This is a genomic window from Nannocystis pusilla (assembly GCF_026626665.1).
In the GTDB taxonomy this organism is placed as follows: domain Bacteria; phylum Myxococcota_A; class Polyangia; order Nannocystales; family Nannocystaceae; genus Nannocystis; species Nannocystis pusilla.
In genome coordinates, this window is the sequence record NZ_JAPNKE010000002.1 from 564,827 (window position 1) to 590,425 (window position 25,599).

Below are 25,599 nucleotides of genomic sequence, written 5' to 3' on the forward strand. Positions count from 1 at the left end.
CCGGTGTTGCTCGGCCAAGGCGCGCGACTGAGGGGATCTGCGAGCTGCGGGGTTCGGTAAATCTGGAGCCAGCCCTACCAGGGCCCGGTCCGGCGGCGTGCACAGGCGGTTACATCGGGGGCATCGCCGTAACGACCGTGGCCGAACGCTTAGCGGACGACGCATGCTGCGGTTTCGCCGCGCGGCCGAGGCGTGGTGGGCCGATCCCCCAAGGGTCGTGGAGGATCTCAGCCTGCGGGACGCTCGGCTCATACACCGTGGGGTGGACGGGCCGAGCCCCTTCAAAGTGGCAATTCGGCCGGTTCCTTCCAGCACGATGCGAGCCGCTCGATGTCTTCCTGATGGGCGAGAGGCGCGAGCGCCTGGATCCAGGAGTCCTCCTTCGTCTTGTGCATGTAAGCGACGAACTGGTCGACCAAGCTAGCGAGGGATCCATCGCCTTCCGGGCACTCGCGCCGAATCGCGTCAGCGTTTGGCAACGTGGAGAACCAGCGCCGCATGGCCATCACGTTGTCGAAGACGTGCTCGAGCAGCCGGTAAGCCGTTTGCCGAGCGTCACGGTCCTCCGGGGACGACCGCGGGTCGAAACACCGCCGCCAGCGGGCGCGCAGAGCTAGCACTTTTTTGGGCGGCAGCGGCCGCCAGGTCGATTGTGCATGGCGTCTACGTGCCTCGATCCGCGCGAGCTCGATCTCGTGGAGCCGATGGCCTCCGGGTCATGCTGGGCTGAGGGCTTAGCTAGGCGTTGCGCACCAGCGGCTGCTGCTCGCGCGGCGTCGCAGACGAGGGCGTGGAGCAGGCGGCGCGGCGGACTGTTTCGGTTCGGTCCGCGGCAGGGCATAATCGCGGGCATGAGCGCGGCTCCTCGTCGCCCCCGAGCGGGCCACGACGTCCCCCGGCCGACGGGCTCCGGATCCTGCTGGAGTCCGCCGACTCCGTGACGCACGCGAGGATCGACGTCGCCGAGGAGTTTCGCCGGATCAGGGAGCGCGTCGGCAGCCGCGAGGGCATCCTGGTCGATCAACGCTCGGCGCTGAACTTCGAGCGTCTGACCGGGGACCTCGGCGAGTTCGACCCTCATGTCCTGACCCTCGGTTTGCACGGGGTCGCCGGGCACCTGATCTTTCGCCCCTCGTGCTCGGTGGACCGACGGAGTTCACCCACGATGTGGTTCAGGAGCTGTTGCGCCGGGTCGGAAGGGAGCTCCGACTGGTCCTGGCCAACGCGTGTTTCTCGCTCGAGCTCGCCGAGGCGCTGGTGGGGGACGGGGCGGGCTCGATCGATGTGGCGATCGGGACGAAGGCGCGGCTGTACGACGAGGACGCGATCGTGTACGCGAGCAGCCTCCTTTCGATGATCGCGGACGGCTTCTCCGTCGGGACGGCGCACGGCGTCGCGCTGCTGCTGCTGCGGGCGAACAATCCGGACATCGGGCGCGACAATCCGGATGAGATCCCCCGGTTGTTCGTCCGGGACGGCGTCCGGGCGGACGAGTACGTGCTGGTGGAGCGGCGGAGCGGGGCGCGTCGACCGGACGGGGCCCGGGCCGATACGAAATCGCCGCGGGCCAGCTTGCGCGAGCTCTGGTCCCAGCTGTCGTTGCCGCCGCTCCGGCTGTTGATGGTGGTGCAGGTCGGGCGCACCCTGTCGAAGACACGGGTGACCGGAAAAATCCGCGAGGATGTCCGGCCGGACAACGTCTTGATCGCAGATGGACGGGCGCGGCTAGGTGACCTCGAGGCCGGGCGCGTCGTGCCCGGGACACAGCGGGATCCGTATCGCTACTCCCCGTCGACGCAGCACCAGAACGCGCTGGATGTCGCCGTTCGCTCCGAGATCCACGCGCTGGCGATGCTGGCCGTGTTCGCGCTGACGGGGTCGGATCCCGACGTCGAGGCGTTCCAACGCGATCGTTATGCGCTTCTCGAACGCCTCGACTGTCCGCGCAGCCTGCGTCTACACCTGGCGCGTGCCCTCGCCGCTCCGCCGCACGACAGCTATTACAGGGATGTCGACGAACTCTGCTACGACCTGCACGAATGCGTCGAGGACCGTGAGATTTGGGAGCGCTACGGTGCGCGGGACGACGCGCTGGCGATGCTCCTCAAGCTCGAGCGGATGTCGCCCGAGGCGTTCGGGGCGCTCGTCCGTTCGGCCGAGACGGACGCGTGGCGCTGCCGCGAAGGTACGCAGGCGCAGCGGGCGGCGGACCTGCTCGACAGGGCGAGGCGGACCCAGGACGAAGGGCTCCTCTCGAAGATCCGTGAGCAGGCCGTGCCGCGCGAGCCGCCCGGGCCGGCGGCCGAGCCCGATACGCCGGTCCAGACCGGGGAGGACGCCTTCGTCGCGCTGTGTTCTTTCCCTCGGGAATGGTTCGAGGGGTTCCTGCTCGGTTATGAGAACGTGATCACCACCCGCGGCGACGCGTCCCAGCTCTCCGGAGCCGCGGCACTGGTCGAGGCATGCGCTCGGCCGGCGGCCGAGTCGCGACTCCTCGCGGACATCCACGGGATCGTCCGTCGCTTCAAGCAGCGCCTGACGCCCCCGGATCCGACGACGCCGTACGTCCGGTTGAGCTGGATCCACGAGCGGATGCGGGTGGCCCTGGAGCGCCTCGTGAGAGTGAGCGAGATCGACCCCGCAGAGTTCGACAGGTTGGTGTCGACGCGGAACTACGACCAGTTGGACCGCGAACTGCTGAAGATCCCGCACAAGCCGGATTTCCCGCTGTCGCTGCTGCCGCTGGTCGATCAGGCGGAGGCGCTCGTGCGCGCGGCGATCGACGTCTGTGCACGCTCTCGCCTGACGCTCGCGGCCGACGTCGAGCCGCGGTTCTCGCTCTATCGGACGCTCTGTCGCCTCGACGCGGCAGCATGGAAGGGGGTGTGGGCGAGGTTCATGCTGCCCTGCATGCTCGTGGTGAACGCGAACCGGGCGACCGTCGTCCGCTCCCTGATCGAGCACACCGCGCCATGGTGTCTGCAGGCGCTACGGGACGCGGTTCGGTCGTTCGTCGGTCCGGCCGCGGTGTCGACGGACGCGCCGGACGAGGACGAGGTCATCGACGTCGAGACCGAGATCGAGGCGTTGCCGGAGGACCTGCTGGCGGAGCTGTCGCTCCGGATGAACCTCCACATCGCGCCCTCGAGGACGCGGGAGCCGGGGTACGACCTGCGTTTCGTGATCCTGGCCGGGCCACCCGAACGTTCGGGTCAAGGGCAGACTGCTTATCCCGGCGAGTTGCAGGCGCAGCTTTCGCGCCTTTGTAGCGAGGTTCGGGGGCCGTGGCGAGGGAAGACGACGACGGAAGCGCTGGACGAGGCGGCGAGGGGAACGCTCGACGAGCAGCTGCGCCGGTACGGGGTCTCCGAGCTGCGGAGGATCTGGTCGAGCCTGAGATTGCCGGAGTGGTTTCAGCCGCCGGCCGAGTCGCTCCACCGCGACGCGGTGGCGCTGCTGACGGACTTCTCGGCATGGCTCCGCCTGCCGTGGTGGCAGTCGGCGGTGGCGGAGGCGGCGGGCCGGGCCGAGCTGTTGCTCGCCCGAATTGACCGGGAGCGGGGCTGAGTCCGCGTCACTCGATGCGCGCCCTCGCCGAGGGGGCGACGAGCACGGCTTTCTTCGCCTGGGCGCGGTCGTCGGGGACGAGGCGAGGGATCGCGTGGGGGGCATCGGGATCCTGGCCCGGGGGGGCGTCGGCCATGAGCCGGGCTACGGCGGTCTTGAAGGCGGCGTCGAGCGAGCGACCGGCGGCGATCGTGTCGTAGAGCGTCGCAGAAAACGAGATCGCGTCGTGGTCGTAGATGGGGGCGTTCATCCCTATGGCCCACTCGGCCACCCGCGCGTCAGGGGTGACGATCCGCTGGGCGATCGAGAGCGAGTCGCACGCGTTGAGGACGACCAGACGAAGCGGCGGATCGAGGGCGTCCAGCGTCTGCACGAGGGCATCCTGGTGGATCGCCGTGGAAGGGTCTCCTGAGCGTTCGGATTCAGAATAGAGGTACCCGGGCTTGCCGTGGCAACTGATGTGGAGGATCTGCGGAGTGAAGTCGTTGAGCGCGGACTGCAGGCGGTCGAACGTCACCGCGGTACGCTGGGTGATCTTGAGGTTGCTACGATGTCGCAGTTTCTCGATAATCCGGGCGAACTCTTCGTCGACGGCGAGCTGCCTGCTCGCGCGGAGCGGGCTGGCAGAGACCAGCAGGATCTCGAGCTTCTCCGGCGCGGAGGGTTCGCCGGTCGGGCTGGCGGCAGCGCCGCCCGGCAGGATATCCCCGGGGTATCGATTCGGAGCGCGGCCTGCCATTGATTGATCTCATCGATGCGCCGTGGACGGGCCCGCTTGAAGCTGTCCCAGAACGCGGTGCTCTTCTTGCCGTGCAGATACCCGTTCTCGTGGAGCACCTCGACGGCGACCGCAGCTATCGCGGCGGCCGAGACCTCGCTCGAGGGCAGATTCCTCGCCATCTCGGTACCTTCCGGCAGGTAGCTGATGAGGCGGCGAAGCTCGCCGGCGGCGAAGCAGGCGAGCAGATAGCTGGCGAACCGTCCGAAGAGCTCGGACTGGGTGGGCGAGGGCACCAACAGAGGATACCCGTCAGGTTTGTGGGGTTGCAAGCGGCTCGGGACGCGGCTCGAGGTGGGCGCTCAGGAGGCGACCTTCCGCATCGACGCGGATCTCGGCCCAGGTGGGTACGACGGTGCGGAGGTTGGTGTCGAGGGCGAGGTCGACGATCCAGGTCTGGAGCGCCGCAAGGCCGGCGGAGTCGGGCTTGAGGGCGGCCTCGGGGACGGTGACGAGGTCCGCCCAGGTGCCGGTGTTGATGTACTCGGCCATGTCCGGGGGACCGATATGGCGGGCCTGGTGGGTGTGCCCCATGACGACGACGCGGGCGCCAGTGGCGTCGCGGAGCCGCGCGGCGGCCTTGCCGAACTGATCGGCCGGACCCTGCGGGTCGAGGGACCTGTCGTCCTTCAGCATGTGGACGAGGACCTTCTGGATCTTGGCGAGGCGGTCGTCGGGGATCTCGATCCTGTTGACGATCATGTGGAGCAGTGACTTGTCGGTGGGCTTCAGCGACTCGCGGAGGACGTCGAGGAGGGGGCCGCGGGTGGCCTTTGGGACCTCGCCGAGCAGGGCCTCCAGCGCTAGGTTCTCGATGTCGACGTCGTCGTCGCCGACGCCGCGGGCCGCGCGGCGCTTGGGCGGCAGCCCGGCGGCGTTACGGGTTGAGAGCCATCGGCCGTACATCACTCGGGCGAGCGCGGGCAGACGGTCGAGGAGGCTCGGATCGAGGGCGGCCATCAGGTAGGCGACGATCGCCCCCTGGGGCTGCAGGGTGTCGATGAACTCGAAGACGTTCTTGTGCTCCTGGACGACTCTATGGACGATCTTGCTGCCTTCGGAGGGCCTCAGGCGTGACATGGTTTGTTCGCCGCGGCTCTGGCACGAGGCGATCTCGCGCAGGCTGTCCCAGTCGTTCTCGTTGGCGGGGTCGTAGCGGTTGCCGTGCTCGACGAGGACCTCGCCGTAACGCCAGGCGCGGCCGTCGTCCACGAAGTGGACGGCACCGGGGCGGCAGCGCAGGGCCTTGCAGAGCTCGCGTTGGACGATCGGGAGAGCGAGCTCGACGTCGTGGTTGCCGACCAGGATGGTGAGGCCGTGGCCCTGCGCAAGATGATCGGCGAGGGCCTCGTAGACGCTGCGGTCGCGCTCGAGGGCCGAGAGCAGCTTGGCGCAGGCGTGGTCGGGGTTCGCGGTCCAGGGGTCGGTGCGGCCGTCGAGCTCGATGGCGAGGAAGTCGATGACGTCGCCGGCGAGGACGAGCTCGAGGAATTCGCCGGGAGCGAGCTTGGCGGGGAGGCCCTTGATGAAGTCAGCGAGGACGTCAGGCTTCGACATCATGGCGGGGGGAGCCGCCGAGGTGGAGGTCGGAGATGACGATGATCAGCGCGGGCGAGAGCATGACGACGTGCGACGATAACGTGAATCGACGCCTATTCGGCAGCCGCATGTCACGGCCTGGTTAGCAGCGCTTGAGTTCGTACATTTGGGACGTGAGTCGCGGCAGTTCCGCGAGCTGGATCAAGAACTTGAAGCCCGACAATACGAGCTGACGGCTGCATGGGGCTCGACCCGAGCGCCAGGCGGTATGCAGGTGTACGCCCACGGATTACTATTTGGGGGGAACGGGAGGCCTGGCCGACAGGCTATCCTCCGCCGCGCCCCCCCCGCGCGGCGTTTGCGCGTGAGGTTATCCATGTTCCTCATCAGAAGACATGGCGTTGAAAATTTGGCTTACACGAGGCCTCCGACCTCGGTAATATTCTGAGAAATATGGGTGAGCAATCGGATCCACAGAGCGCACTGGTAGAGTTCATCGCTGAATGCTTTACGAGCGACGAACTGGTCCGATTTGTACGTAGTCTCTCAGAGGGCGCGAGCCTGTCGCTCGATATGCTTCAACCCCCGGCGAGTATACGCGACATCGCATTTCACCTGGTGCGGATGCTGGAGCGACGAGCTTTGCTGGACCACACCCTGTTCAGCGCCCTCGCTCAAGAACGGCCCCGGCAGCTCGAACGGATAAATCTGATGATGCTGTCCCTGCTTCCGGGACCAGGGCCAGTCCCCAAATCCCTAGAAGGGATGCTGTTGTGCGGTGGGAGATATCGTATGGAAGAGTTGGCCGCCTATGGCGGCTTCGCTACGCTCTGGCGAGCATGGGACAACGTGACCAAGAGCTACGTGGCGATCAAGATCCTGTCGCGCGAGGTACCTGCAAAAGACTACATGTGGCGTAGGCAGCGCTTTATCACCGGCACGAGGCGCATCGCCGGGCTGGAGCACCCGCACATTGCACGTGTGTTGGATGCGCATCGCTACGAGCAGGGGTACGATTACTGTGTTCAGGAATACGTCGAGGGACATCAACTTCACAAACAAATTGCCGCCAGACGCCTAGACTCCCCCATCGACATTGCTGCATCGCTGCTCGACATCGGCGAGGCCCTAGCACTGATGCACGAGAATGGAATATTGCACGGCGACGTTTCGCCCAAGAATATCATCATTCGCCCAGAGACAGGAAAATTCCAGGCAGTCCTAGTGGATTTCGATCTCGTGTATGCGCCCGCCCAGGACTCAATGACCGTGCCCACGCATGGTATGCCCTTCACGGACCCCTATTCTGCTCCCGAATGGAAGGCTGGGCTCGATCAACTCGATAGCCGAGCCGATATATTCTCCCTTGGGATGACACTCGTGGCCATCTTCGCGGGTTGCAAGCCCCCTGCGAGCCTAAATGATCCGGCAGCCATGGATCCTGGCGCCTTCATCAACAAACTGTCGTGCAATCCCCTAATCTGCGAGACCCTTTATAAGGCCTGCTCACTTGATCGAAATAGGCGCTATACAAACATGAGAGCGCTCTGCTCAGATTTACGGCGAGCCTTGAGCGAGGCGCAGGTGTGGCGTGCGAGCGGGCGGTCATTCGCAGAGGGGCAGCGAGCACTCGACGCCGCCAAACCAGTTGAACCTGAACCACCACTCCTCCCGACCGCAATGCCGGTCGCTGCCCCGAGGACTCGTCAGACAGACGTCACGCGAGGCCCTAGTTTCGAGTACGAATGGCTCAAGACCACGAAAAATGGAGTCGTCCGGCCCCGGCTCCTAGGCAGCGGACGCTTTGGCAAGGTCTTCGCAGCGCTGCAGACCAGCGCTACGATGCCAGCCAGGCCGGTGGCGATCAAGCTCCTCCACGACCATGCGGACCTCCGACATGAGCGCCTATTTCATCAAGAAATCATGCTAATTGCGAGCTTTCGGCCCAGAGAAATGAGGGGTTCGCACAACTGCTCGATGTGCTCACCCTCGATCCGTTGGTTATGTGTGCCTGCGGCGTCTTGTACACCCCGCACTGCCCTCGCGGCTGCGATCTCCCCCTTCAACGCGGCGAGTTGACGAACAGGCCTTCTCCGTCCCTGATGTGTCCTGAATGTAACTACATGCTCAGCGCGGAGTTCGTCCAGATGCGCGAGCACGAGCTGTACTGTGCTGAGGCGAAACCTTGCTGTAAGGTCGACAGTCGACACGCGAATTGGGGCCATCATCAATTTCGTAACACGCCAGGCCGTTGTTCTTGAGATGAATGAATTCAGCCTGGAAGACTATGTCGCGTGCCATCGCCCCCCGGTCCTCCCGGTACACCCTGCTGGGCTTCTCGAGCGCATCGGTCTCATGTCAAAGCAAATGCAAGAGCAGTCTTTGCGCCAAAAATCAGACCTCCGTGAGAAGCTCAACATCATGATTCAGATTGTCGAATTTATTGCATGGTTACACGACGCGAAGAAGGTCGTACATAAAGATCTCGCCCCGAATAACATTATGTTGCGGCGCATCTGCTCTGACGCACGAGCGTCTGAACCATCCCTATTCGGAACGGCATCCGGCTACCAGGCCCGCGTGATCGATTTCGGACTTTCGGATCGTCAGACTCCCTCGCGTTCGTGGTACGAAGACGCCGAGCACATCGGACCTCCAGCTGAACAAGTCCCGTACTTGTCCCCTGAAGCCCAGTATCACATCCAAGTAGTCGACACGATCGAGATTGATGCCGCCGAGCACCGGTTCTGAATTCCAGCTTCCCTCGATCGTTCGTACGCATCGATACGAGTGCAGGACATCCTCGCCGACCCCCACGATGCGGACCACGTGCATGACCTAGTCGTGACGCGTATCGAAATATCGCCAGGCGCAAAATTTGCGTACGTCAAAGGAGAGGTTCCATCAAAGCCCGTCAGGCACTATGTGATTATCCGTCCTCTCGGAGAAGCCCACGACGTCTATGCGCTGGGTGCGATTTTCTATTTTTTGCTGACTGGAAGCCACGATCAGGTCTTCCAACTCGGCATGCTTGCCGGCTCGGTCCAGGAGTCCCCGTGCCGCCTCACCTGGCGCGCCTTGCAAAAGCGCGACACCTACCTGCTCGGAGGAACGCAATCCTATATCCATCTCACTGTGACGATCTCATGGAGATCGTTCTGCGTGCAATGGTTCGAGGTCGGCCCGAGAGCTATGCTTCTGACCGGAGTACGCGCAGCGCCGTGCCCGTGCTCCGACTCCTCACCGAACTCCGCCTGCTTCGTGACGAGCTCATCGCCGAAATGGTTACAAACCGAAATCGTTCTTCGGGAGGTGCCGGCGGGACGGATGACGTATGAACGCACGCGCCGCCATGCGGCACCGCGGGGTCCAAGCCGGCGTCGCTCAGGCAGCCGTCCGGGATCACCTCGTTCGCGACGTGGCATGGTACGCTGCCGCGGATCATCCCGCTCCAGAGAACCGACTACACTTCGGCCGCACGATGCGCGTCACAAACAGCGACCGACGCCGGCAAGGGCGATGCCGCGGGTGGATGACAACGCGGAAGACGCAGATCACGCGGCCTCGAGTACGATCTGCTCGAGCGCGAGTTCTCGCGGTGTGCACCTTGATCATGGTCCGACCGGCGATCGACTGGTGAAGGTGGACGACGCGAGGCTCGCACTCCTGCGGCGCCACGCGGAGTTCGTCGGCGGCCGCGGTCCACTTTTTCCACGCTCGCGCCAGCCTGCGCCGCGCGTCAAGAGCAAGCACTCGCTGGCGAACCGGAGTTCGCGTTGGGGCTCGAGGCGCTCGAGGGGGTCGTCCGCCGCGGGCCGCTGCGCCGGGGATACTTGCGAACTTCAAGTTGCGATATCTCGTTCGTGTCACAGGCCCATGCTGTGTCACGGACGGGGAGGCAGCGAGAGCAAGTGAGAGGCCTGCAGAGTAATTTTGCGATGAGCAAGTCCGCGCCATGGTAGAGATTTGAGGGCTGCGCTGGTGTTGGCGCGGGACTTGCCCCATGTTCTGGACAGTTCATGCACAAGTGGCTGGCCGCGCACGGCACCACTTGAAACGTCTGTGATTACGCGGGGTTGGCGGTGCATTCGGCGCGGCCGCCTCGCGTCGCCCCGGGCTGTGGCAGATTTGTGCCACTCTCGGTGGCGAGGCTCGTCCGGTGGCGGCCATCTTGGCGATCGCATCGCGCCGCGTGCGCTTGCTGCCGTGCAGGTAGACCTCCGTGGTGCGCGGTGAAGCGTGTCCGCACGACTCCTGCACGGTCTTGAGATCGGCGCCAGCCCGCAACGCATGCGTGGCGAACGAGTGCCGCAGGCTGTGTGGGCCGCGGCGCTCGATGCCTGCCAGCTTGGGCCCGCTGGACATCGTTTGACGTGAGGCTGCTGCAGCGGCTCGAAGCGGGCCCACGCCAGCGAACCGTTCTTCGCACCCCGCTCTTGATGTCGTGACGATCCGCTGCGAGCAAGCGGTGGTGTTGCCGCTGGTAGCGCGGGCCCGATGGGGTCAGATTCCCCCCTCATGGCGCGTGCTCCGGGAGAGCCGTCTTCACTGACTGCAGTCCCAAGCGCGCGCGACTCGAAGTCGTACCTGCGCTGGTAAGGAACGCGGTCATTGCCAGGGTGCCGCAGAGCGCAGGCACCGGACCCCACGCCACCGCTACCCATATCAGCAGCACGCTGCTGACGACCCCGATGGACGCGAGCCAGATCCAGTCATGGGGCCGGAGTGATTCGGATGATGGTACGGGTCGCAGTCCTCCGCGAAGGAGCTCTCGACGAACTCGGCGCTCGACGAGTCCATAGAACACTTGCGTCGACAAAAGGGCATAAAGGGGCACGAGCCACGGAACGCCCAGCCACATGAAGAGAATGATAGCCAGCAGGGACTCGGGCACGGTGACCGCCAAGAGAAGCGGCATGACGAGGCGTTGCCGCTCCTCGTCGTTCCAGAACCTCCACGTCGGCAGAAAGCCAAGGGGCTGTCTGCGAGACAAGAGGTGAATTGCGGGGCGCTCGGGCATGGCTAGCTCTCGCAGTCGTAGACCGCGCAGCCGACAGCGGCGACGATCATGCCGCCGCAAACGACGCTCTCTTTGATGCATGTGCCCGCAAGCGGCGCAAACCAGGTCGCCGCGAGCGTGCACGTCACGGCAGATGCTCCGCAGGCTGCCCCCATAGCGAGGATACTTTTGGTGCCGCGAGGGCGGGGTACCACGGAGGCCAGCATGAGCTCGGCCATTGCTTGAGCCTCCGTAGTGCTGGCCGTGCCAGCGAGCGCGAACATCAAGACATGAGCGTCAGACCATCCTGTGGAAGTCGTGAGAACTGATTCAAACTCAGCGTTCAGAAGCCGTGCATCCCCGGTTTCGGCCAGAACTTCGCCGGACAAGTCGAGCTCCACGAAGGCCGATTCGCTGGGCGTCTCGGCGCCGAACACGGTGGACCCCGTGAGAGGCTCGGCACCGGCATCATCGACGATAGAGACCCGGGACACTACGCCGACCCCGGGGTATCTGCCGACGAGTTCCAAGAAAGACCGGCCGCTCTCGTGGTTGAAGTTGATGTGCAGCATGCTGCCATCCGGCTCGGCGAGCTCCAGCGCGACGCGTTGGTCGGCGCATCTGGCCTCCAATCGAGCTGTGCCCTTGGTCCCGCTGAGCGTGAGCCCGTCTACATCGATAGAGTAGCCGAGGCTGATTGCCGCATGCGAAAGCCGGGACAACGCCATAGAACACGGCGGTGTCGGCGTCCTGATCTCGCCAGCGGCGGGCGCCGGTTCCAGGAGAAGGAGGGAGAGGATGGAGACGCTGAGTGACATCATGCACTTGTACGAAATAGAGACGGGCGGACTCAGCGCGGCAGAGCCAAAGCCTGAAGGGTGCTCCCGCGGAAGATGGCGACATCACCGCATTGATCTGCGCGGGCGGCGGCAGGATACTGCCGGGGCCAGCTCAGCACGCGTAAGCGGCGATGCGGCGTCGTGGCCGGTCCCAGCTCGCGCGCCGCCTTGTATGTCTCCTCATACCATTCCAGGACAGTCCAGGCGCGGGCGGTCAAGCCAGCTCGACCGCCGGGGCCACCCTGCCTCTGCGCCGCGGAAGAGGGCGGCGAGAGCGACGTGGGTCGGCTCGGCCCGACCTCGTCACGCGGACGGTGACGCCCGGCCCCTGCCGCCGCGGGTGGTCGCCGCCGGTCGCCGAGGTCGGAGTGCGCGATCTCGCACTCTCTTCCTTGATGGCCGCAGTAGCCAGCGATTTCGCCGTCCTGAGCGAGGCGCGGGCAAATTCGCAAGGGCCGTCAAGTCGAGGGGCCCGGGCTGGGCTACGTCTCGGAGCGTGAAGGCGGAGACGCAAACCTTCTACGAGGCGGCGGTGCTGCGCACGGTCGTCCAGATCTCGCAGACGCTCGACCAGGCCCTCGATCTGGCCGCGCTGGCCCGCGGGGCCGCGCTGTCGCCGTTTCACTTCCACCGGGTGTTCCGCGGCATGGTCGGCGAGACCCCGCTGGAGATGCACCGGCGCCTGCGACTCGAGCGGGCCGCGCGGGCGCTGCTGACGAGCGACGTCGGGGTCACCGCGGTCGCGTTCGACGCCGGCTACGAGACCCACGAGGCCTTCACCCGCGCCTTTCGTCAGGCCTACGGCGCGTCGCCCTCGGCGTTCCGCCACGGCGTCACCGATCCGAAGACCGGCTGCGTGCGTCCGCCGCAGGCCGAGCTCGCCGCGCCGTCGGGGGTGCATTATTGCGACGACCCGGCGCGCGCGCTCACTGTTCACATTGCCACCAAGGAGTCCATCATGCATGTCGACATCGAGACCAAGCCCGCGCTGCGGGTCGCCACCGTGACCCACGTCGGTCCCTACAATCGCATCTCCGAGGCCTTCGCCCGCCTGGGGGCGCTCGCCGGGCCGGCCGGGCTGTTCGCGACCCCCGCGGCGGCGATGGTCGCCATCTATTACGACGACCCGGAGGTCACTCCGCCCGAGCAGCTGCGCTCGGACGCCGGCCTGGTGGTCCCCGAGGGCGTGGACCTGCCCGCCGGCCTCGGCGAGCAGCGCCTCCCCGCCGGTCGCTACGCGCGGACGACCCACATCGGCCCGTACACCCAGCTAGGCGACGCCTGGTCGCGGCTGATGGGCGAATGGCTGCCGCGCAGCGGCAGCGGGTGGGCGAGGGCCACAGCTACGAGGTGTATCGCAACAACCCCACCAATGCGCCGCCCGAGCAATTGCACACCGAGCTCTTTCTGCCGCTCGCGTGAACGGTGGCTGCCGCGTCAGCGAACGCAGACGCAGGGCCGCGCGAGCTGCCCGACCGTCGCCCACCGAGCGCTGTCGCGTGCTAACTTCGCCGCCACTGCGGAGGCGCGAACATGTCGGTCAACCTGGAATTCGTGGCCAAGGTCGGGAAATGGCCGCGCGAGCGTGAGGACGAGGTGTTCGCCGCTCTGAAGGCGTGGGCCTACGAGGACGAGGGGCTCGACAAGCGGGAGGTGATCGTCGACATCCTCGGCGGCGGCCCGCGCAACCCGATCGTCCGCATGGAGGCGTACACCACCGGGCCTGTCATCATCAGCGGGTTCGGCGACTGGTCGGTGGCCGCGGAGGCGCGCCTGCGCAAGCGGGTCGCCGAGGCCGGCGGTGAGGACGTGAGCCTCAGGTTCACGTTTCCGGACGAGGAGTGACGGCCGCGCTCGCCGACTCCGCGCCGGCGCGCCGCTGATTCAGCGCCAGGAGGCGCCCCAGCAGCTCGTCGGCGAACGCGGCCGGCCACTCGAGGCGAATCGTCGGTCGGGTGATTCGCCCGCCCTCGTCGCGCGTGCGAAACGCCGCCTCGGCCCGCGCCGCCAGGTCGGCCCAGCCGTACGCCGCCAGCGCTGCCCGGTCGAGCGCCGCGTGCAGCTCGCGCAGCTCGGCGATGTCGCCGGCGCGCTCGTCCGGGTCGTGGAAGCGGTTGTAGAGGCTCGTCAGGCCGTGGCCGCCGGCGAGCATGCAGCGGCGCCGGCATTCGTCGTAGCGCCGCCCGGCCTCCGCCAGCGCGGGAGAATGTCGCCACCCGGCCGGGAACGGGAACGTCTCGAAGCAATCGGAGGGGTTGTAGCGCGGGTCGGCCCGCAGGCTCGAGCTGTGCGTCAATGCCCATAGCTCGTGGACGCGCGACTGCAGCAGCGCCAGCGACGCGTGGTCGTCGAAGGTGAAGACATTGAGCGCGTTGGTGAACACCGCGCGGGCCTCGACCAGCGCGAACGTGACGTACTTGGCGACCACGGGGCACACGAGCACCGCGGCCTTGCCCGCGATCGCCCGGTACAGGCCGACGCAGGCCTCGTTGTACAGCCACCAGCGCTCGCGCCGGGCCTTGCGCTTGTCCGTCGCCCGGCGCGGCAACACCCGCTCGCGGACGATCGCCATGCAGCGCTCGAACCGCTCGGCCTCGGCCAGGCCGAGCCCGGTGGAATTGATGATGAAGCCCGCCGGCCGCTGCTGCGGCGACGCCGTGAAGTTGCTGGCGTTCAACACCGGCCAGATGCAGGCCGCCTCGTGCGGCGCGGCGCGGACGATGGCGTCGCGCTGCTCGACCGTCAGCAAGAAGCCGGTGCCGCCGAAGTCGACGCCCTTGTAGCTCTCCTCCGCGCGCTCGCGCAGGCGCACCGCCGTCCACGCCGCCCGCGGCCGCCGCAGGTCGGCCCCGATCTCCGCGACCACCTCGCCGTCGAGCCGGCGCTCGCCCGGGTCGCCGCCCTTGCGGACGAACACGTGCGCCACGCGGACGTTGGCGCTCCCGTCCCACTCGGCGCTGCGCACCGCCTCGTAGACGATTCCCCCGGCGCGCAGCAGCGGCCCCAGCCCGGTCTCGCGGGTGTCGGCCTCGGCGATCGAATTGGTGGTGACGAAGCCGAGCGTGCCGCCGCGGCGCAGCAGCGCGAACGATCGGCGCAGGAAGTAGGCTGCGAGGTCGCTGTTGCCGTGCGAGCCCGGGTAGCAGCGCAGCAGCCAATCGCGGTAGCGGTCGCCGAACGCGCGGCTGATGCGATTGCCCCAGAAGAACGGCGGGTTGCCGACGAAGCAGTCGAAGCCGGGATCGTCGCGGGCGAACACCGCCGGGAATTCGAGCGCCCAGTGGAATGGCAGCACTGCGGGCGCATGGCCGGCGAGCCCGGCCGCCAGCCGATCGAGCGCCGCCAGGGCGTGGAGGTCGCCGCGCCGCGCCGGCTCGACGGTCGCGCGCGCCAGCCGGTCGCGCTGCTCCTCGCGCCGCCGCTCGCCGTCGTGGGCGAAGAACACCGCGATCGCTGCATCGCCGATCCGGCGCGCCCGCTCGCGCATCGAGGCATGCTCGTGGTCGGCCGGCGGACCCGCTCCCGCCGGGGAATGTTCGCAGTCTCCGACGCCCGGCGCGGTCGAGCCCGTGCGCGCGGGCGTCGTGAAATGCAGGGAGTCCATCGCACCGGCGGCTCGCGGCTCACGGGCCCGCGCGAGGTCCGAGGAATGCACGCAGTCCGGGGCGCCGACGGCGGCCGGCAGGTCCACGGACCGAGGTTCCAGCCATTGCGACGAGGGGCCTCCTCCGTCGCCGTCCCACGAAAACGCGGCGATCTGCGCCGGACTCAGCCCGACCAGCGCGTCGCCGCAGCGCACCGCCGACGCCATGAACGGGCCGGGCGGTCCCTCGGCGCCGGTCAGCAGCCACAGCGACAGCCGCGCCAGGTGCACGGCGCACGGGTCCTTGTCGACGCCGTGCAGACAGTGCAGGGCGACCTCGCGCCGCGCCAGCGCCCCGGCGTCGACGCCCGGCGCAATCACCACACCGTGATCGCGCCACGCCTGCTCGAGCCGCTCGCCGAGCTGGCGGCAGGCCGCCAGCAGGAACGCGCCGCAACCGGCCGCCGGATCGCACAGCTTCAATGCCAGCAGCCGCGCCGGGGTCGGACGCTCGCCCAGCGCCGCCAGTATTGGCCGCAGGGCGGTGCGCACGATCGGGTCGGCCAGCCCGCGCGGCGTGTAATGAGCGCCCGCCCGCCGCCGCTCCTCGCCCGGCCGCCAATACAGCGAGCCCGGCGGCAGCCCTGGACGGCTCGCGCCCCGCCGCGTTCGCCGACCGCCGCCAGCACGTCCTCGGGCCGGTCGGCGCCCGCGAGCGCCCGCTGCAGCGATGCGTCGAGCACGAGCCCGGCCGCCGCGCACCGGCGCCCGCGCACGCCTGGCGCATGAGCCAGGATCTCGCTCAGATCGACGACCACGGGCCCCGGGCGCGCCATCAGCCCCGGCCCACGCGTGCGCGTCAGGCGGTAGTCCATCAGCGATTCATGGACCCCGCCGAGCGCCTCGAGGTCGAGCGCGCCGTACCACTCCTGGGACTCTCCACGCCCAGCAGGGCCCGCAGGGCTCGCCGTACGCCGGGGTCGTTCGCGCCCGCGGACGCGAAGGACAGCGCCTCGCCGCCGAGCTCGCGGACCCGCGCGAGCAGCTCCTCCCAGGACGCGTGCCGCTGTTCGGGACCCTTCGGGTCGCCGGGAGCGTCCGCGTCGAGGCGCGCCGCCAGGTCGAACAGCGAATCACCACACATGAGGCCGCGGGCCTCCGCGTGCAGGCGAAACACCAGCCGCGTCACCAGCCCGGTGAGGCCGCGTTGCAGCGGCCGCAGGTCGTCGTCCGGGCCCGGCGCCGCGGCAGGGATGCCGCCCACGAGCTCGCGGAGGGCCTGCAGCGCCATCTCGGCGAGCGCCGGCGATCGCCGCGCGGACGCGACGAGCTCGGAGCGTCTGCCGGAGCGGGACAAGGGCCCGGCAGAGTATCATGGGACCGGCCTCCGCGGCGCGGCGCCGCCGGGACACTGCATTGGCCGCGTACGATTCGCGGCCGCGTCCGGCTCGCCGCGAATGTCGGCAGCAGCCTGCGTCGCCCGCGCAAAATTCCCCAAGGGTCGACCGGGGGCTGTTCCGCGGTAAACCCGATGCGCTTACAAGGATCGTGAATACCGCGTGTCCGCCGATGGAAGGGGGCGCGGACATTTGACCGCGAGGACGTCCACGCCCAATACGGCCGGCCGTCCCGCCCGAGTCCCCGCCAGAACCCGGTTGTACGACCGTTCTGGGCCGTTCGGCGCTCCGGCAGGCGGCCCGCGGTCCGCGCGGAGACGAGGAGATCTCGCCGGGTGTCCGTTCCAGATCCGTGCGGCCAATCACAGAATCTGAGTGCATGGGCTCGGCTCCGCCCCTCGTCGCCGCGTCCCCCGAACTAGCGACGCGGTCTCGCGTCGCTCGCGCAAAGGTCGACACCCCTCATTGCGACGCGTCACCGTCGGTGTTGTCTAGTTGCGCGCCTCGTCGCGTCGCCGAGCGTCGCCTCCTTATACGCCGACTCGAGCGGCGCGGCGGTCCGGGAGCGCGCAATGTCATGACATCGCGCCGCACCGCTCTGTCCGGCGGCCGCGCGGCCGATCGAGGTGCGCACAATCGCCGCTTGCCCGCGGGAACCACGGCTCCTAGTTTGCCGTTGCATCGTCGGCAAAACCACGCAGTGCGTGAAAGGGAGGGTGAGGATTCATGGTTGCATTGACGTATCCTGGTGTATACATTCAAGAGGTCCCCTCGGGTGTACGCACGATCACGGGGGTCTCGACCTCCACCGCGCTGTTCGTCGGTCGCACCGAGCGCGGCGTGATGAACAAGCCGACGCGAGTGTTCAATTCACCGAGTTCACGCGGTTCTTCGGCGCCGGGACCGAGGAGAGCGAGCTGGCGACCGCGGTGCGCCTGTTCTTCGCCAACGGCGGCACGGTGGCGATCATCACCCGGATCTCCGATACCGCGGCGACGAAGGCCTCGGTCACGCTCAAGAGCCTCGGCAACAGCGACGTCCTCAGGGTCACTTCCCGCGAGGCCGGCGCCCGCGGCGGTGAGCTGCGGGTGGCCGTCGACTACGCGACCCCGACCCCCGACGAGACGTTCAACCTGCGGGTCTTCCACGTCGATCTGACGAGCCTGCAGGAGACCGAACTCGAGGTCCACTCGAACCTGAGCATGCGGCCCGGCGATCCGCGGTTCGTCGACGACATCGTCGGCCAGAACTCGGCGCTCGTGACCGCCGAGCGCTTGGCCGTGGCGCTGGGCAACGGCTTCTCGGTCGGTGCTCGCGTCGTCGACGGCACGACGTTCGCCGACGCGGCCATCCCCGACGGCTCGTCCCTGCGGATCTCCGTGAACGGCGGGAGTCCGACCACCCACGTCTTCAATACTGCCACCAATACGTTCACGCCCGGCCTCCCGGCAGGGATCGCGCCGGGCGTCGTCGAAGCCGGCACCGGCAAGGTCCTCTTCACGCTCACGGCGACGACCAGCACCGTGCAGGTGATCCCGTCCGACAGCGCCAACGACATCGCCACGTACATGCAGATGGGGGCCGCGCGGGGCGGTCTGGAGCAGTCCCCGTACGGCGCGCAGCGCCCGGCGCCGTCCGGCCTGTTCACGACGATCAGCCACGCCAACCTCGGCGAATTCGCCGCCCTCGATCAGGATGACTTCGACGGCGAGGACGAGATCGACATCGAGGTCGACGGCGTCACGCTCGAGGACTTCAACCTCAACACGACCGGCACCGGCCTGTTCTACAAGGGCAACGTCAGCCCGGTCGACTCGCTGCTGAACGTGCAGGAGAAGCTGCACGTCCTCGCGGCCCAGTTCAACACGAAGGCCCAGGCCAAGGCCAACTTCGCCTGGCGAGCCCACGTCGAGGGCTACACGCTGGTGTTCCGGCGCCTGAACGGCGGCGCCAACCTCGGTCTGGGCGCGACGGCGATCTCGGCCAGCGCAGGGCTGTTCGACGGCGCCGGATTCACCGACGCCGGCAACGTCCGCTACTACAGCCTCGGGACCAGCGGCGCCGGTACGTATCAATCGGGCACTGACGGCGTCGACGGCGGGCGGCCGACCCCGACCGACTACGCCGCGGCTTACGAGCTCATCGACCGCGAGGTCGACATCTTCAACATCCTCGTCCTGCCGCGCGACGCTGCGGCCACCGACGCCCACCGCCTCGAGCTGTGGGGCCCGGCGAGCGTGTTCTGCCAGCGCCGGCGCGCCGTGCTGATCGTCGATCCGCCGAGCACCTGGGTCACCGCGTCCGACGTCACCGCCGGCATCGGCGGCCTGCGCATCGGCCTCGTCAAGGATCACAGCGTGCTGTACTGGCCGCGGCTGTACGCCCTCAACGAGTTCAACCTCGTCAAGCCCGTCGACCCGAGCGGCGCGATGGCCGGCGTGTGGGCCCGCACCGACGGCCAGCGCGGCGTGTGGAAGGCGCCCGCCGGGCTGGAGGCCGACATCCGCGGGATCCTCGGCACCGAGCGGCAGCTCTCCGATCCGGAGAACGGCGCCCTCAACCCCGAGGCGGCCAACGCCATTCGCGTGCTGCCGAGCGGCATCGTCAGCTGGGGCGCGCGGACGATGGACGGCTACGACAACTCGGGCAGCGAATACAGGTACGTCCCGGTCCGCCGGCTCGCCCTGTACCTCGCCGAGAGCCTGCGGCGCGGCCTGCAGTTCGCCGTGTTCGAGCCCAACGACGAGCCGCTGTGGGCCCAGATCCGCCTCGCCGCCGGCGCCTTCATGCACGGCCTGTTCCGCCAGGGCGCGTTCCAGGGCCAGAAGAAGTCCGACGCCTACTTCGTGAAGGTCGATGCCGAGACCACCACGCAGAACGACATCAACCTCGGCATCGTCAACGTGATCGTGGGCTTCGCCCCGCTCAAACCGGCTGAGTTCGTGGTCGTCCAGCTCAAGCAGATCGCCGGCCAGATCCAGACCTGAGCGAGCGCAACCGACATTTCCGAGGAGAGTATCGACAATGCCATGATCCACCGTCAACGCTCACCGGTTCGACCCGTACAAGAACTTCAAGTTCAGGGTCAAGCGAGAGGACGGCACGGTCGTCGCGGGCGTCAGCAAGGTCTCGTCGCTCAAGCGGACCACCGAGGTCGTCAAGCACCGCGAGGGCGGCGATCCCAGCACGTCGCGCAAGTCGCCCGGGCGCACCGAGTTCGAGGCCATCACCCTCGAGCGCGGCGTCACCCACGACCGCGACTTCGAGAACTGGGCCAACCGGGTCCACAGCACCGAGGGCGACGGGGCGGTCTCGCTGCTCAACTTCCGCGAGAACCTGCGCATCGAGATGCTGAACCTGCAGGGCACCGTCGTCGCCGCGTACAACGTGTTCCGCTGCTGGGTCAGCTCGTACACGGCCCTGCCGGATCTCGACGCCAACGGCGACGCGGTCGCCATCCAGTCGATCGTGCTCGAGAACGAGGGCTGGGAGCGCGATCAGGACGTCGTCGAGGTCCTGGAGACCTGAACGGCGCGGTCGCATGAATCGCCCGGCCCTCGCGGCCGGGCGTGAGCGGGCAGGGGGCGCGCCACGAAGCGGCGCGCGGGTACGGCGTGGGGAGGGCGAGGATGTTGGAGCTGACATTGAAGCCAGGTCTGGCGAATGGACGGAGGGCGCGCCTGCGCGAGCTCTGCGGCCACGACGAGAGCCTCGTGCGCGGCACCTCGAGCGCCGTCGCCGTCGCCTTGCTCGACCGGCTGCTCGTCTCCGGCTCCGACGACGCCGTCCCGCCCGGCGCTGCCGGCGACCTGGCGATCTGCGACCGCGATCGCCTGCTCGCCGCCGTCTATCGCGCCACCTTCGGCGACCGCATCGACACCCGCGCCAGCTGCGTCCATTGCGGTCACCCCTTCGACCTGGAGTTCTCGCTCGCCGCCCTGCAGGACAGCCTCGTCGGTGAGGACCTGGCCGAAGGGCCAGACGGCTCGGGGCACTACCGCCTGGCCGACGGGCGGGTGTTTCGCCTGCCGAGCTGGCGGACGAGCAGGCCATCGCCGGCCTCGAACCTGCCGACGCCCGGCGCACCCTCGCTATCCGCTGCCTCGTCAGCGGCCATCCCGACGCCGATCCCGCCCCGCTGCTCGCCGCGCTCGAGCGGCAGGCGCCCGTCCTCGACCTCGAGCTCGACGCTCGCTGCCCCGAGTGCGAGCGCGACGGCCTCGTCCACTTCGACCTGCAATCCTTCCTGCTCGCCGCGCTCCAGCGCGAGGGGCAGTGGCTCGCCCGCGACGTGCATCGGATCGCCGTCGCCTATCACTGGTCGCACAAGGAGATCCTCGATCTCCCGCGCAGCCAGCGGCAGCTCCACGTCACGCTGATCGAGGCCGACACGGCCGCGCGCCGGAGGCCGGCATGACCGAATTCACCGCACGCCTGCAGCGGCGCACGGAGGGTGGGGGAGCGGTGATGTTGCCGCACCTCTTCGAGCGGCCGAGCGACCCGCGCCTCGGCCCCGCCTCGCCCATGGGCGACCCCGGCGACGACGGCGGCGACGATTCGCTTGCGACCTGGCCCGCGCCGGTCGTCTCGGCGAGCGCGCCGCCGGCGTTCGCCTCTCCTCGCCGGTGGTCGAGCGCCGCCTCGAGCGGATCGTGGAGCGCACCCGCGACGTTCAGCCCGTCGCCGCCCGGCCCGCCATCACTCCTGAACCTGTCCGAAGAGACATTCATGCGACCGCGGCGCCGACCCCGGCGGGCGCCCCGCCGGTCGTCCAGTCGCTCGCGCCCGCGCCGGCCCGGACCCCCGCGCCGTCGACCCCGGCCGTCGCCGAACCTGTCCCTCAGGACATGATACCCCCGATCGCGGCCGACTCGCCGCGCCCGTCCACGCGACGGATCATCGCCGCCGAGCGGCCCGACGCGCCCAGGCTCGACCCCCGCCCGGCGAGCGTCACCGAGACCCGCGCCGAGGCTCTTCCGCCTGCGCGACCGCAGCCGCGAGCCACCACAGCACCCGCGATCGCGGCGACTCAGCCGGTCGCGCGCCTCGAGCCGCGGCCGCGCGACCCGGGCCCGCCCGTCGTCGTCGCGCCCGAGCCCGTCACTCCGCGCGTGGTGATCGGCAGCCTGCACATCGAGGTCGTGCGCGCCCCGGCGCCCGCGCCCACCCGGCGGGAAGCGCCCAAGCGCGAGCCTTCGCGGGCCGCCGCATCCGCGCCCGCGCCCGCCGGCGGCGCCCGCCGGCGCACCATCTTCGGCCTGGGGCAGCTCTGATCGACGGAGATTATCATGGCACTCGAAGACCTGTCCCTCGTCACCGAGACGCTCATCACCCTGCTCACGACCCGGATCGGCTCGGCCACCGTCGTCGCGCAAGCGCCCGATCAGCTGCCGACATCCACCAAGAGCACGATCAGCGTCTATCTCTACCACGCCCGCGAGGACGCCCACCACAAGAACGCCGTCGCGCGCGACGGCACCTCCAATCCGTTCCACACCCCGCTGGCGCTCAGCCTGTTCTACGTCGTCACCGCCCACCATTACGGCGACGACGACAAGCCGGAGCCGCTGCAGGAGCAGAAGCTGCTGGGCTACGCGCTCAAGGCCCTGCACGACTACCTGCTCGTCGGCGACGACACCAAGATCGGCGCCGTCGACATCCTTCACGAGGAGCTGGGGGCAACGACAACGGCCTGCAGATCATCTACCGCCCGGTCGCGCCGGAGGAGTCTGCTACTTTCTGGAACGGCGACGATCAGCGCCTGATCCGCTTCTCGGCCTTCTACGAGGTCCGCGTCGTCCTGATGAAGCCGGAGCCGGTCACGCACATCCCCGGCTACGTGCTCTCGGTCGGCAACTACATCCTCCCGACCGGGGTGATGCACCTCGCCAGCTCGCACAGCGTCGTCCGCTTCACCCCGCCGGGCGGCGACCCGATCGCCTTGCCGGCCTCGCCGGCCCGCGTCGCCCTCGAGCCGACCACGCCGCCGAGTCCGGAGGTACCGAACAATCAGCTCACCCTCCGCGGCAGCCGCCTCGGCGGCGGTCGGCTGGTCCTGCGCAGCCCGCTGTTCGACACTGCCAACAATCAAATCGTCGTCGAGCCCGCGGACAACTCCGCCTGGGACATTCTCGTCACCTCCGCGCGAATCACCGCGCGGATCCAGCCCAGCGTCGATTTCGAAGGCGACTTCAGGACGATCCTGCCCGGCATCTACGGCGTCTCGGTCCAGGTCAGCAGCCAGGTCGACCTGCCGGGCGGCCTGAGCAAGACCGTCACCTCGCGCTCCAACGAGCTCGCCTTCGCGGTCACACCGTTCGTCACCGACAACGATCCGGTCGGCGTCGTCGGCGACCCGGTCTCCGTCGAGGTCGCTCCGGGCAGCAACCTGACGGATCCGGCGCTGGCCGGACAGATCGAGGTCTACGTCGACGGCCTCGCCTACGAGGAGTCCGGCGCGGTCGCTCCGAAGACCTTCGTGATCACCGACGACGAGCACATCACCATCCGCCCGCACTTCGGCAGCGGCGACGCCGGCAACCATCCCTTCCGTCTGATCGTCCGCGGCGCCGAGGCGCCGCCCTACTGGATCGAGGTGGCCGAGTGAACCGCCTCGCCGCCGCCACGCGCGCTCCGGAGCCGGACGCGCCGCCCGTGCTCGACCTCGTGTGCGAGCGCGTGGTCCTCCGCGTGCGTCGTCGGCTCGCGTGGGTGCGCCACCTCGAGCAGCAGGAGGCCGACCCGCTCGCGCGCCTCGGCCTCGACCTGCCCGCGCACGAGGCCCGCTTCTACGCCGCGAGCGACGAGCTCGCTGGTCTGCAGCGCCGCCTCGCGGTCGTCGAGGCCGAGCTCGACGCCTGCCTGGCCCAGGACGCGTGGGACAGCCCCCTGCGGCACCTCGTCCACGCGCTCGGCCTCGACTCGGGTGAGCTCGAGCTGCTGCAGACCTGCGTCGCGGCCGAGCGGACCCCCGCGCTGGCGGCCGCCCTGCAGCGGCTCACCGGCGTCCCGGGCGTCACCGAGGAGCTCGTGCGCCACCTGTTCGGCCGCTCCCTCGCGCCGCTGCTGCGTTCGACCGGCGCGCTCCGCCACTGGCGCCTCGTCAGCGAGCGCGACGCCGGGCCCGGGGTCCCCGCAGTCCTGCAGCTCGACCCGCAGGTGACCGGCTGGCTTATCGGACAGGTCCCGGTCCCCGCCGAGCTCGCGGCGGTCGTCACCCGCCCCGTGATCCGCGAGCCGCTCTCGAGCTGGCCCGTGCGCCAGGTCCTGGACGCCCTCGTCGACTCCCTCGACGCCGGCGTCTCGGTCCGCCTCGTCGTCGCCGGTCAGCCCGGCAGCGGCCGCCGCAGCTTCGCCGCCGCGGTGCTCCACGCGCTCGATCTCGCCGGCTTCGTCGTCGACGTCGCCGCGCTCGCCGACCCCGATCTCGACGAGCGCTGCCGCCTCGTCGTCCGCCACGCCCGCATCCTCAACGCCATCCCGATCTGGCACCTGCCGGCCGAGGCCCGCGCGCTGCCGGCGGCGGCCGGCGAATTCGGCCTCGCCGCCGTCGCCTGCGCCGCGCACGACCGTCCTGCCCCGGTCGACGGCGTCGTCGACCTGCGCGTCGACCTGCCCGCGCCCGACCTCGCCGAGCGGGCCGCGCTGTGGCGGCGCCTCGTCCCGACCACCAGGACATGGCCGGAAGAACATGTCCTTCAGGTCTCGCGGCGCTACGCCCTCCCGGTCGGCGACCTCGCGGCTGTCGGTCTGCGCCGCCCGGCCAGCGTCGACGCGGCCGCCGAGCTGTGCCGCGAGCGCTCGCGCCACCGCCTCGGCGAGCTCGGCCACGTCCTGCGCTGCCCCTTCGACCTCGCCGACCTCGTCGTCCCGGCCAAGCTGCGCGACCACCTGGCCGAGTTCGTGTTCGAGGCCCGCGACCGCGCCGACTTCTGGGAGCGGCCCGAGGCGCGTCGGCTGTACCCGCGCGGCACCGGCCTCGTCGCCCTGTTCACCGGCCCCGCCGGCACCGGCAAGACCATGGCCGCCCAGGTGCTCGCCGCGCAGCTCGGCCAGGACCTCGTGCGCATCGACCTCGCCACGATCGTCTCCAAGTACATCGGCGAGACCGCCAAGAACCTGCGCAAGATCTTCAGCGTCGCCGCCGGCATGAGCGCGGTCCTGCTGTTCGACGAGGCCGACGCCCTGTTCGCGCGCCGCACCGACGTCCGCGACTCGCACGATCGCCACGCCAACAGCGACACCAACTACCTCCTGCAATTGCTCGAGGACTTCGCCGGCGTCGCCGTCCTGGCGAGCAACAAGAAGGCCAACATCGATCCCGCCTTCATCCGCCGGATCCGCCACGTCCTCGAGTTCCCGCGCCCGGACGCCGCGGCGCGCCGGCAGATCTGGCAGCAGGTCCTGTCCGAGCTCGGCGCCGAGGTCTCGCCGGCCGCGCTCGACACGCTCGGCGGCGTCGACCTCTCGGGCGCCCAGATCAAGAACGCGGTGCTCGCCGCCACCTTCGTCGCCCGCAGCGAGAAGCGCCCGCTCGGCGTCGGCCAGCTCGTCCGCGGCCTCGAGCGCGAGCTCGACAAGGACGGCCGCGCCCTCGAGCGGCGCGACCGGGAGAGGTTGGTCGTGCATGTCTGAACCCCAGCTCCGGATCGGCAGCCTCAGCGTCCGCGTCCCGGGCGACGACCGCGGCGCCGGCGAGCGTCTGGCCGCCGGCCTTCACGAATCACTGCAAGCTGTCCCGATCGCCAGGTCGCGTGAATTCGGCGCCGTGCGCCTGCGCGTCACCGTCCCGCACGACGCCGGCGAGGCCGAGACCCTCCGCGCCGTCCAGCGCGCCCTCATCCAGGCCCTGCATCAGGAGTGACCATGCTGACATCTCCGGAAATCCCAGCTCTCCG

General features: G+C 68.8%; 20 protein-coding genes and 1 pseudogene. 13 read left to right on the forward strand and 8 right to left on the reverse strand.

The window, feature by feature from the left end:
- Window positions 1-281: 281 nt before the first annotated feature.
- Window positions 282-620, reverse strand: coding sequence for a hypothetical protein (locus OV079_RS02750; RefSeq protein WP_267766055.1), 339 nt, complete (start codon window positions 618-620; stop codon window positions 282-284).
- Window positions 621-1,134: 514 nt separating this feature from the next.
- On the opposite strand from OV079_RS02750, the gene OV079_RS02755 reads away from it, so the two are divergent.
- Window positions 1,135-3,567: a serine/threonine-protein kinase gene (locus OV079_RS02755; protein ID WP_267766056.1), complete on the forward strand. Its 2,433-nt coding sequence runs from the start codon at window positions 1,135-1,137 to the stop codon at window positions 3,565-3,567.
- A gap of 7 nt (window positions 3,568-3,574) precedes the next feature.
- On the opposite strand, the gene OV079_RS02760 is transcribed toward OV079_RS02755, so the two are convergent.
- Window positions 3,575-4,306 carry a CHAT domain-containing protein gene (locus OV079_RS02760; RefSeq protein WP_267766057.1) on the reverse strand — a complete coding sequence of 244 codons (732 nt, stop codon included), beginning with the start codon at window positions 4,304-4,306 and terminating at the stop codon, window positions 3,575-3,577.
- Window positions 4,307-4,597: 291 nt separating this feature from the next.
- A complete protein-coding gene (locus OV079_RS02765; RefSeq protein WP_267766058.1) occupies window positions 4,598-5,905 on the reverse strand; it encodes a metallophosphoesterase family protein in 1,308 nt (435 codons plus the stop codon).
- A gap of 432 nt (window positions 5,906-6,337) precedes the next feature.
- Here OV079_RS02765 and OV079_RS02770 point away from each other — a divergent pair, with 432 nt between their 5' ends.
- Complete coding sequence (locus OV079_RS02770; protein WP_267766059.1) at window positions 6,338-7,963, forward strand: serine/threonine-protein kinase; 1,626 nt, start codon at window positions 6,338-6,340, stop codon at window positions 7,961-7,963.
- Between the two features lie 183 nt (window positions 7,964-8,146).
- Window positions 8,147-8,635, forward strand: a complete 489-nt coding sequence (locus OV079_RS02775; protein ID WP_267766061.1) for a protein kinase domain-containing protein — start codon at window positions 8,147-8,149, stop codon at window positions 8,633-8,635.
- Window positions 8,636-9,901: 1,266 nt separating this feature from the next.
- On the opposite strand, the gene OV079_RS02780 is transcribed toward OV079_RS02775, so the two are convergent.
- A complete protein-coding gene (locus OV079_RS02780; RefSeq protein WP_267766062.1) occupies window positions 9,902-10,249 on the reverse strand; it encodes a tyrosine-type recombinase/integrase in 348 nt (115 codons plus the stop codon).
- A gap of 657 nt (window positions 10,250-10,906) precedes the next feature.
- A complete protein-coding gene (locus OV079_RS02785) occupies window positions 10,907-11,704 on the reverse strand; it encodes a hypothetical protein (protein ID WP_267766063.1) in 798 nt (265 codons plus the stop codon).
- A 514-nt stretch (window positions 11,705-12,218) separates the two neighbouring features.
- Between OV079_RS02785 and OV079_RS02790 the strand changes: the two genes are divergently transcribed.
- Entirely contained in the window at window positions 12,219-13,334 is a 1,116-nt protein-coding gene (locus tag OV079_RS02790) for an AraC family transcriptional regulator (protein ID WP_267766064.1), read from the forward strand.
- On the forward strand, window positions 13,319-13,567 hold the full coding sequence (locus OV079_RS02795) for a hypothetical protein (protein WP_267766065.1): 249 nt from the start codon (window positions 13,319-13,321) through the stop codon (window positions 13,565-13,567). The genes OV079_RS02790 and OV079_RS02795 overlap by 16 nt, the downstream gene beginning before the upstream one ends.
- Here the strand turns inward: OV079_RS02795 and OV079_RS02800 are convergent.
- On the reverse strand, window positions 13,545-15,857 hold the full coding sequence (locus OV079_RS02800) for an Eco57I restriction-modification methylase domain-containing protein (protein ID WP_267766066.1): 2,313 nt from the start codon (window positions 15,855-15,857) through the stop codon (window positions 13,545-13,547). The two genes, OV079_RS02795 and OV079_RS02800, sit on opposite strands and share 23 nt — an antisense overlap.
- Window positions 15,858-16,179: 322 nt before the next feature.
- Complete coding sequence (locus OV079_RS02805; protein WP_267766067.1) at window positions 16,180-16,662, reverse strand: hypothetical protein; 483 nt, start codon at window positions 16,660-16,662, stop codon at window positions 16,180-16,182.
- Between the two features lie 969 nt (window positions 16,663-17,631).
- On the opposite strand from OV079_RS02805, the gene OV079_RS02810 reads away from it, so the two are divergent.
- Window positions 17,632-19,689, forward strand: coding sequence for a phage tail sheath family protein (locus OV079_RS02810; RefSeq protein WP_267766068.1), 2,058 nt, complete (start codon window positions 17,632-17,634; stop codon window positions 19,687-19,689).
- A 49-nt stretch (window positions 19,690-19,738) separates the two neighbouring features.
- Window positions 19,739-20,230: pseudogene (locus OV079_RS02815) on the forward strand (phage tail protein); the annotation flags it as partial.
- A gap of 466 nt (window positions 20,231-20,696) precedes the next feature.
- On the opposite strand, the gene OV079_RS02820 reads toward OV079_RS02815, so the two are convergent.
- Entirely contained in the window at window positions 20,697-20,999 is a 303-nt protein-coding gene (locus tag OV079_RS02820; protein ID WP_267766069.1) for a hypothetical protein, read from the reverse strand.
- On the opposite strand from OV079_RS02820, the gene OV079_RS02825 reads away from it, so the two are divergent.
- From OV079_RS02825 to OV079_RS02850, 6 genes are all read left to right on the forward strand, one after another.
- A complete protein-coding gene (locus tag OV079_RS02825) occupies window positions 20,994-21,119 on the forward strand; it encodes a hypothetical protein (RefSeq protein ID WP_267766070.1) in 126 nt (41 codons plus the stop codon). The two genes, OV079_RS02820 and OV079_RS02825, sit on opposite strands and share 6 nt — an antisense overlap.
- A 430-nt stretch (window positions 21,120-21,549) precedes the next feature.
- Window positions 21,550-21,975 (forward strand): hypothetical protein, encoded by a 426-nt coding sequence (locus OV079_RS02830; RefSeq protein WP_267766071.1) that lies wholly within the window; start codon window positions 21,550-21,552, stop codon window positions 21,973-21,975.
- Between the two features lie 15 nt (window positions 21,976-21,990).
- A complete protein-coding gene (locus tag OV079_RS02835) occupies window positions 21,991-22,467 on the forward strand; it encodes a Pvc16 family protein (protein WP_267766073.1) in 477 nt (158 codons plus the stop codon).
- Window positions 22,468-22,505: 38 nt separating this feature from the next.
- Window positions 22,506-23,309: a hypothetical protein gene (locus OV079_RS02840; RefSeq protein WP_267766075.1), complete on the forward strand. Its 804-nt coding sequence runs from the start codon at window positions 22,506-22,508 to the stop codon at window positions 23,307-23,309.
- Complete coding sequence (locus OV079_RS55515) at window positions 23,306-25,336, forward strand: ATP-binding protein (RefSeq protein WP_267766076.1); 2,031 nt, start codon at window positions 23,306-23,308, stop codon at window positions 25,334-25,336. The genes OV079_RS02840 and OV079_RS55515 overlap by 4 nt, the downstream gene beginning before the upstream one ends.
- On the forward strand, window positions 25,329-25,565 hold the full coding sequence (locus OV079_RS02850) for a hypothetical protein (RefSeq protein WP_267766077.1): 237 nt from the start codon (window positions 25,329-25,331) through the stop codon (window positions 25,563-25,565). Before OV079_RS55515 ends, OV079_RS02850 begins: the two co-directional genes overlap by 8 nt.
- Window positions 25,566-25,599 lie beyond the last annotated feature (34 nt).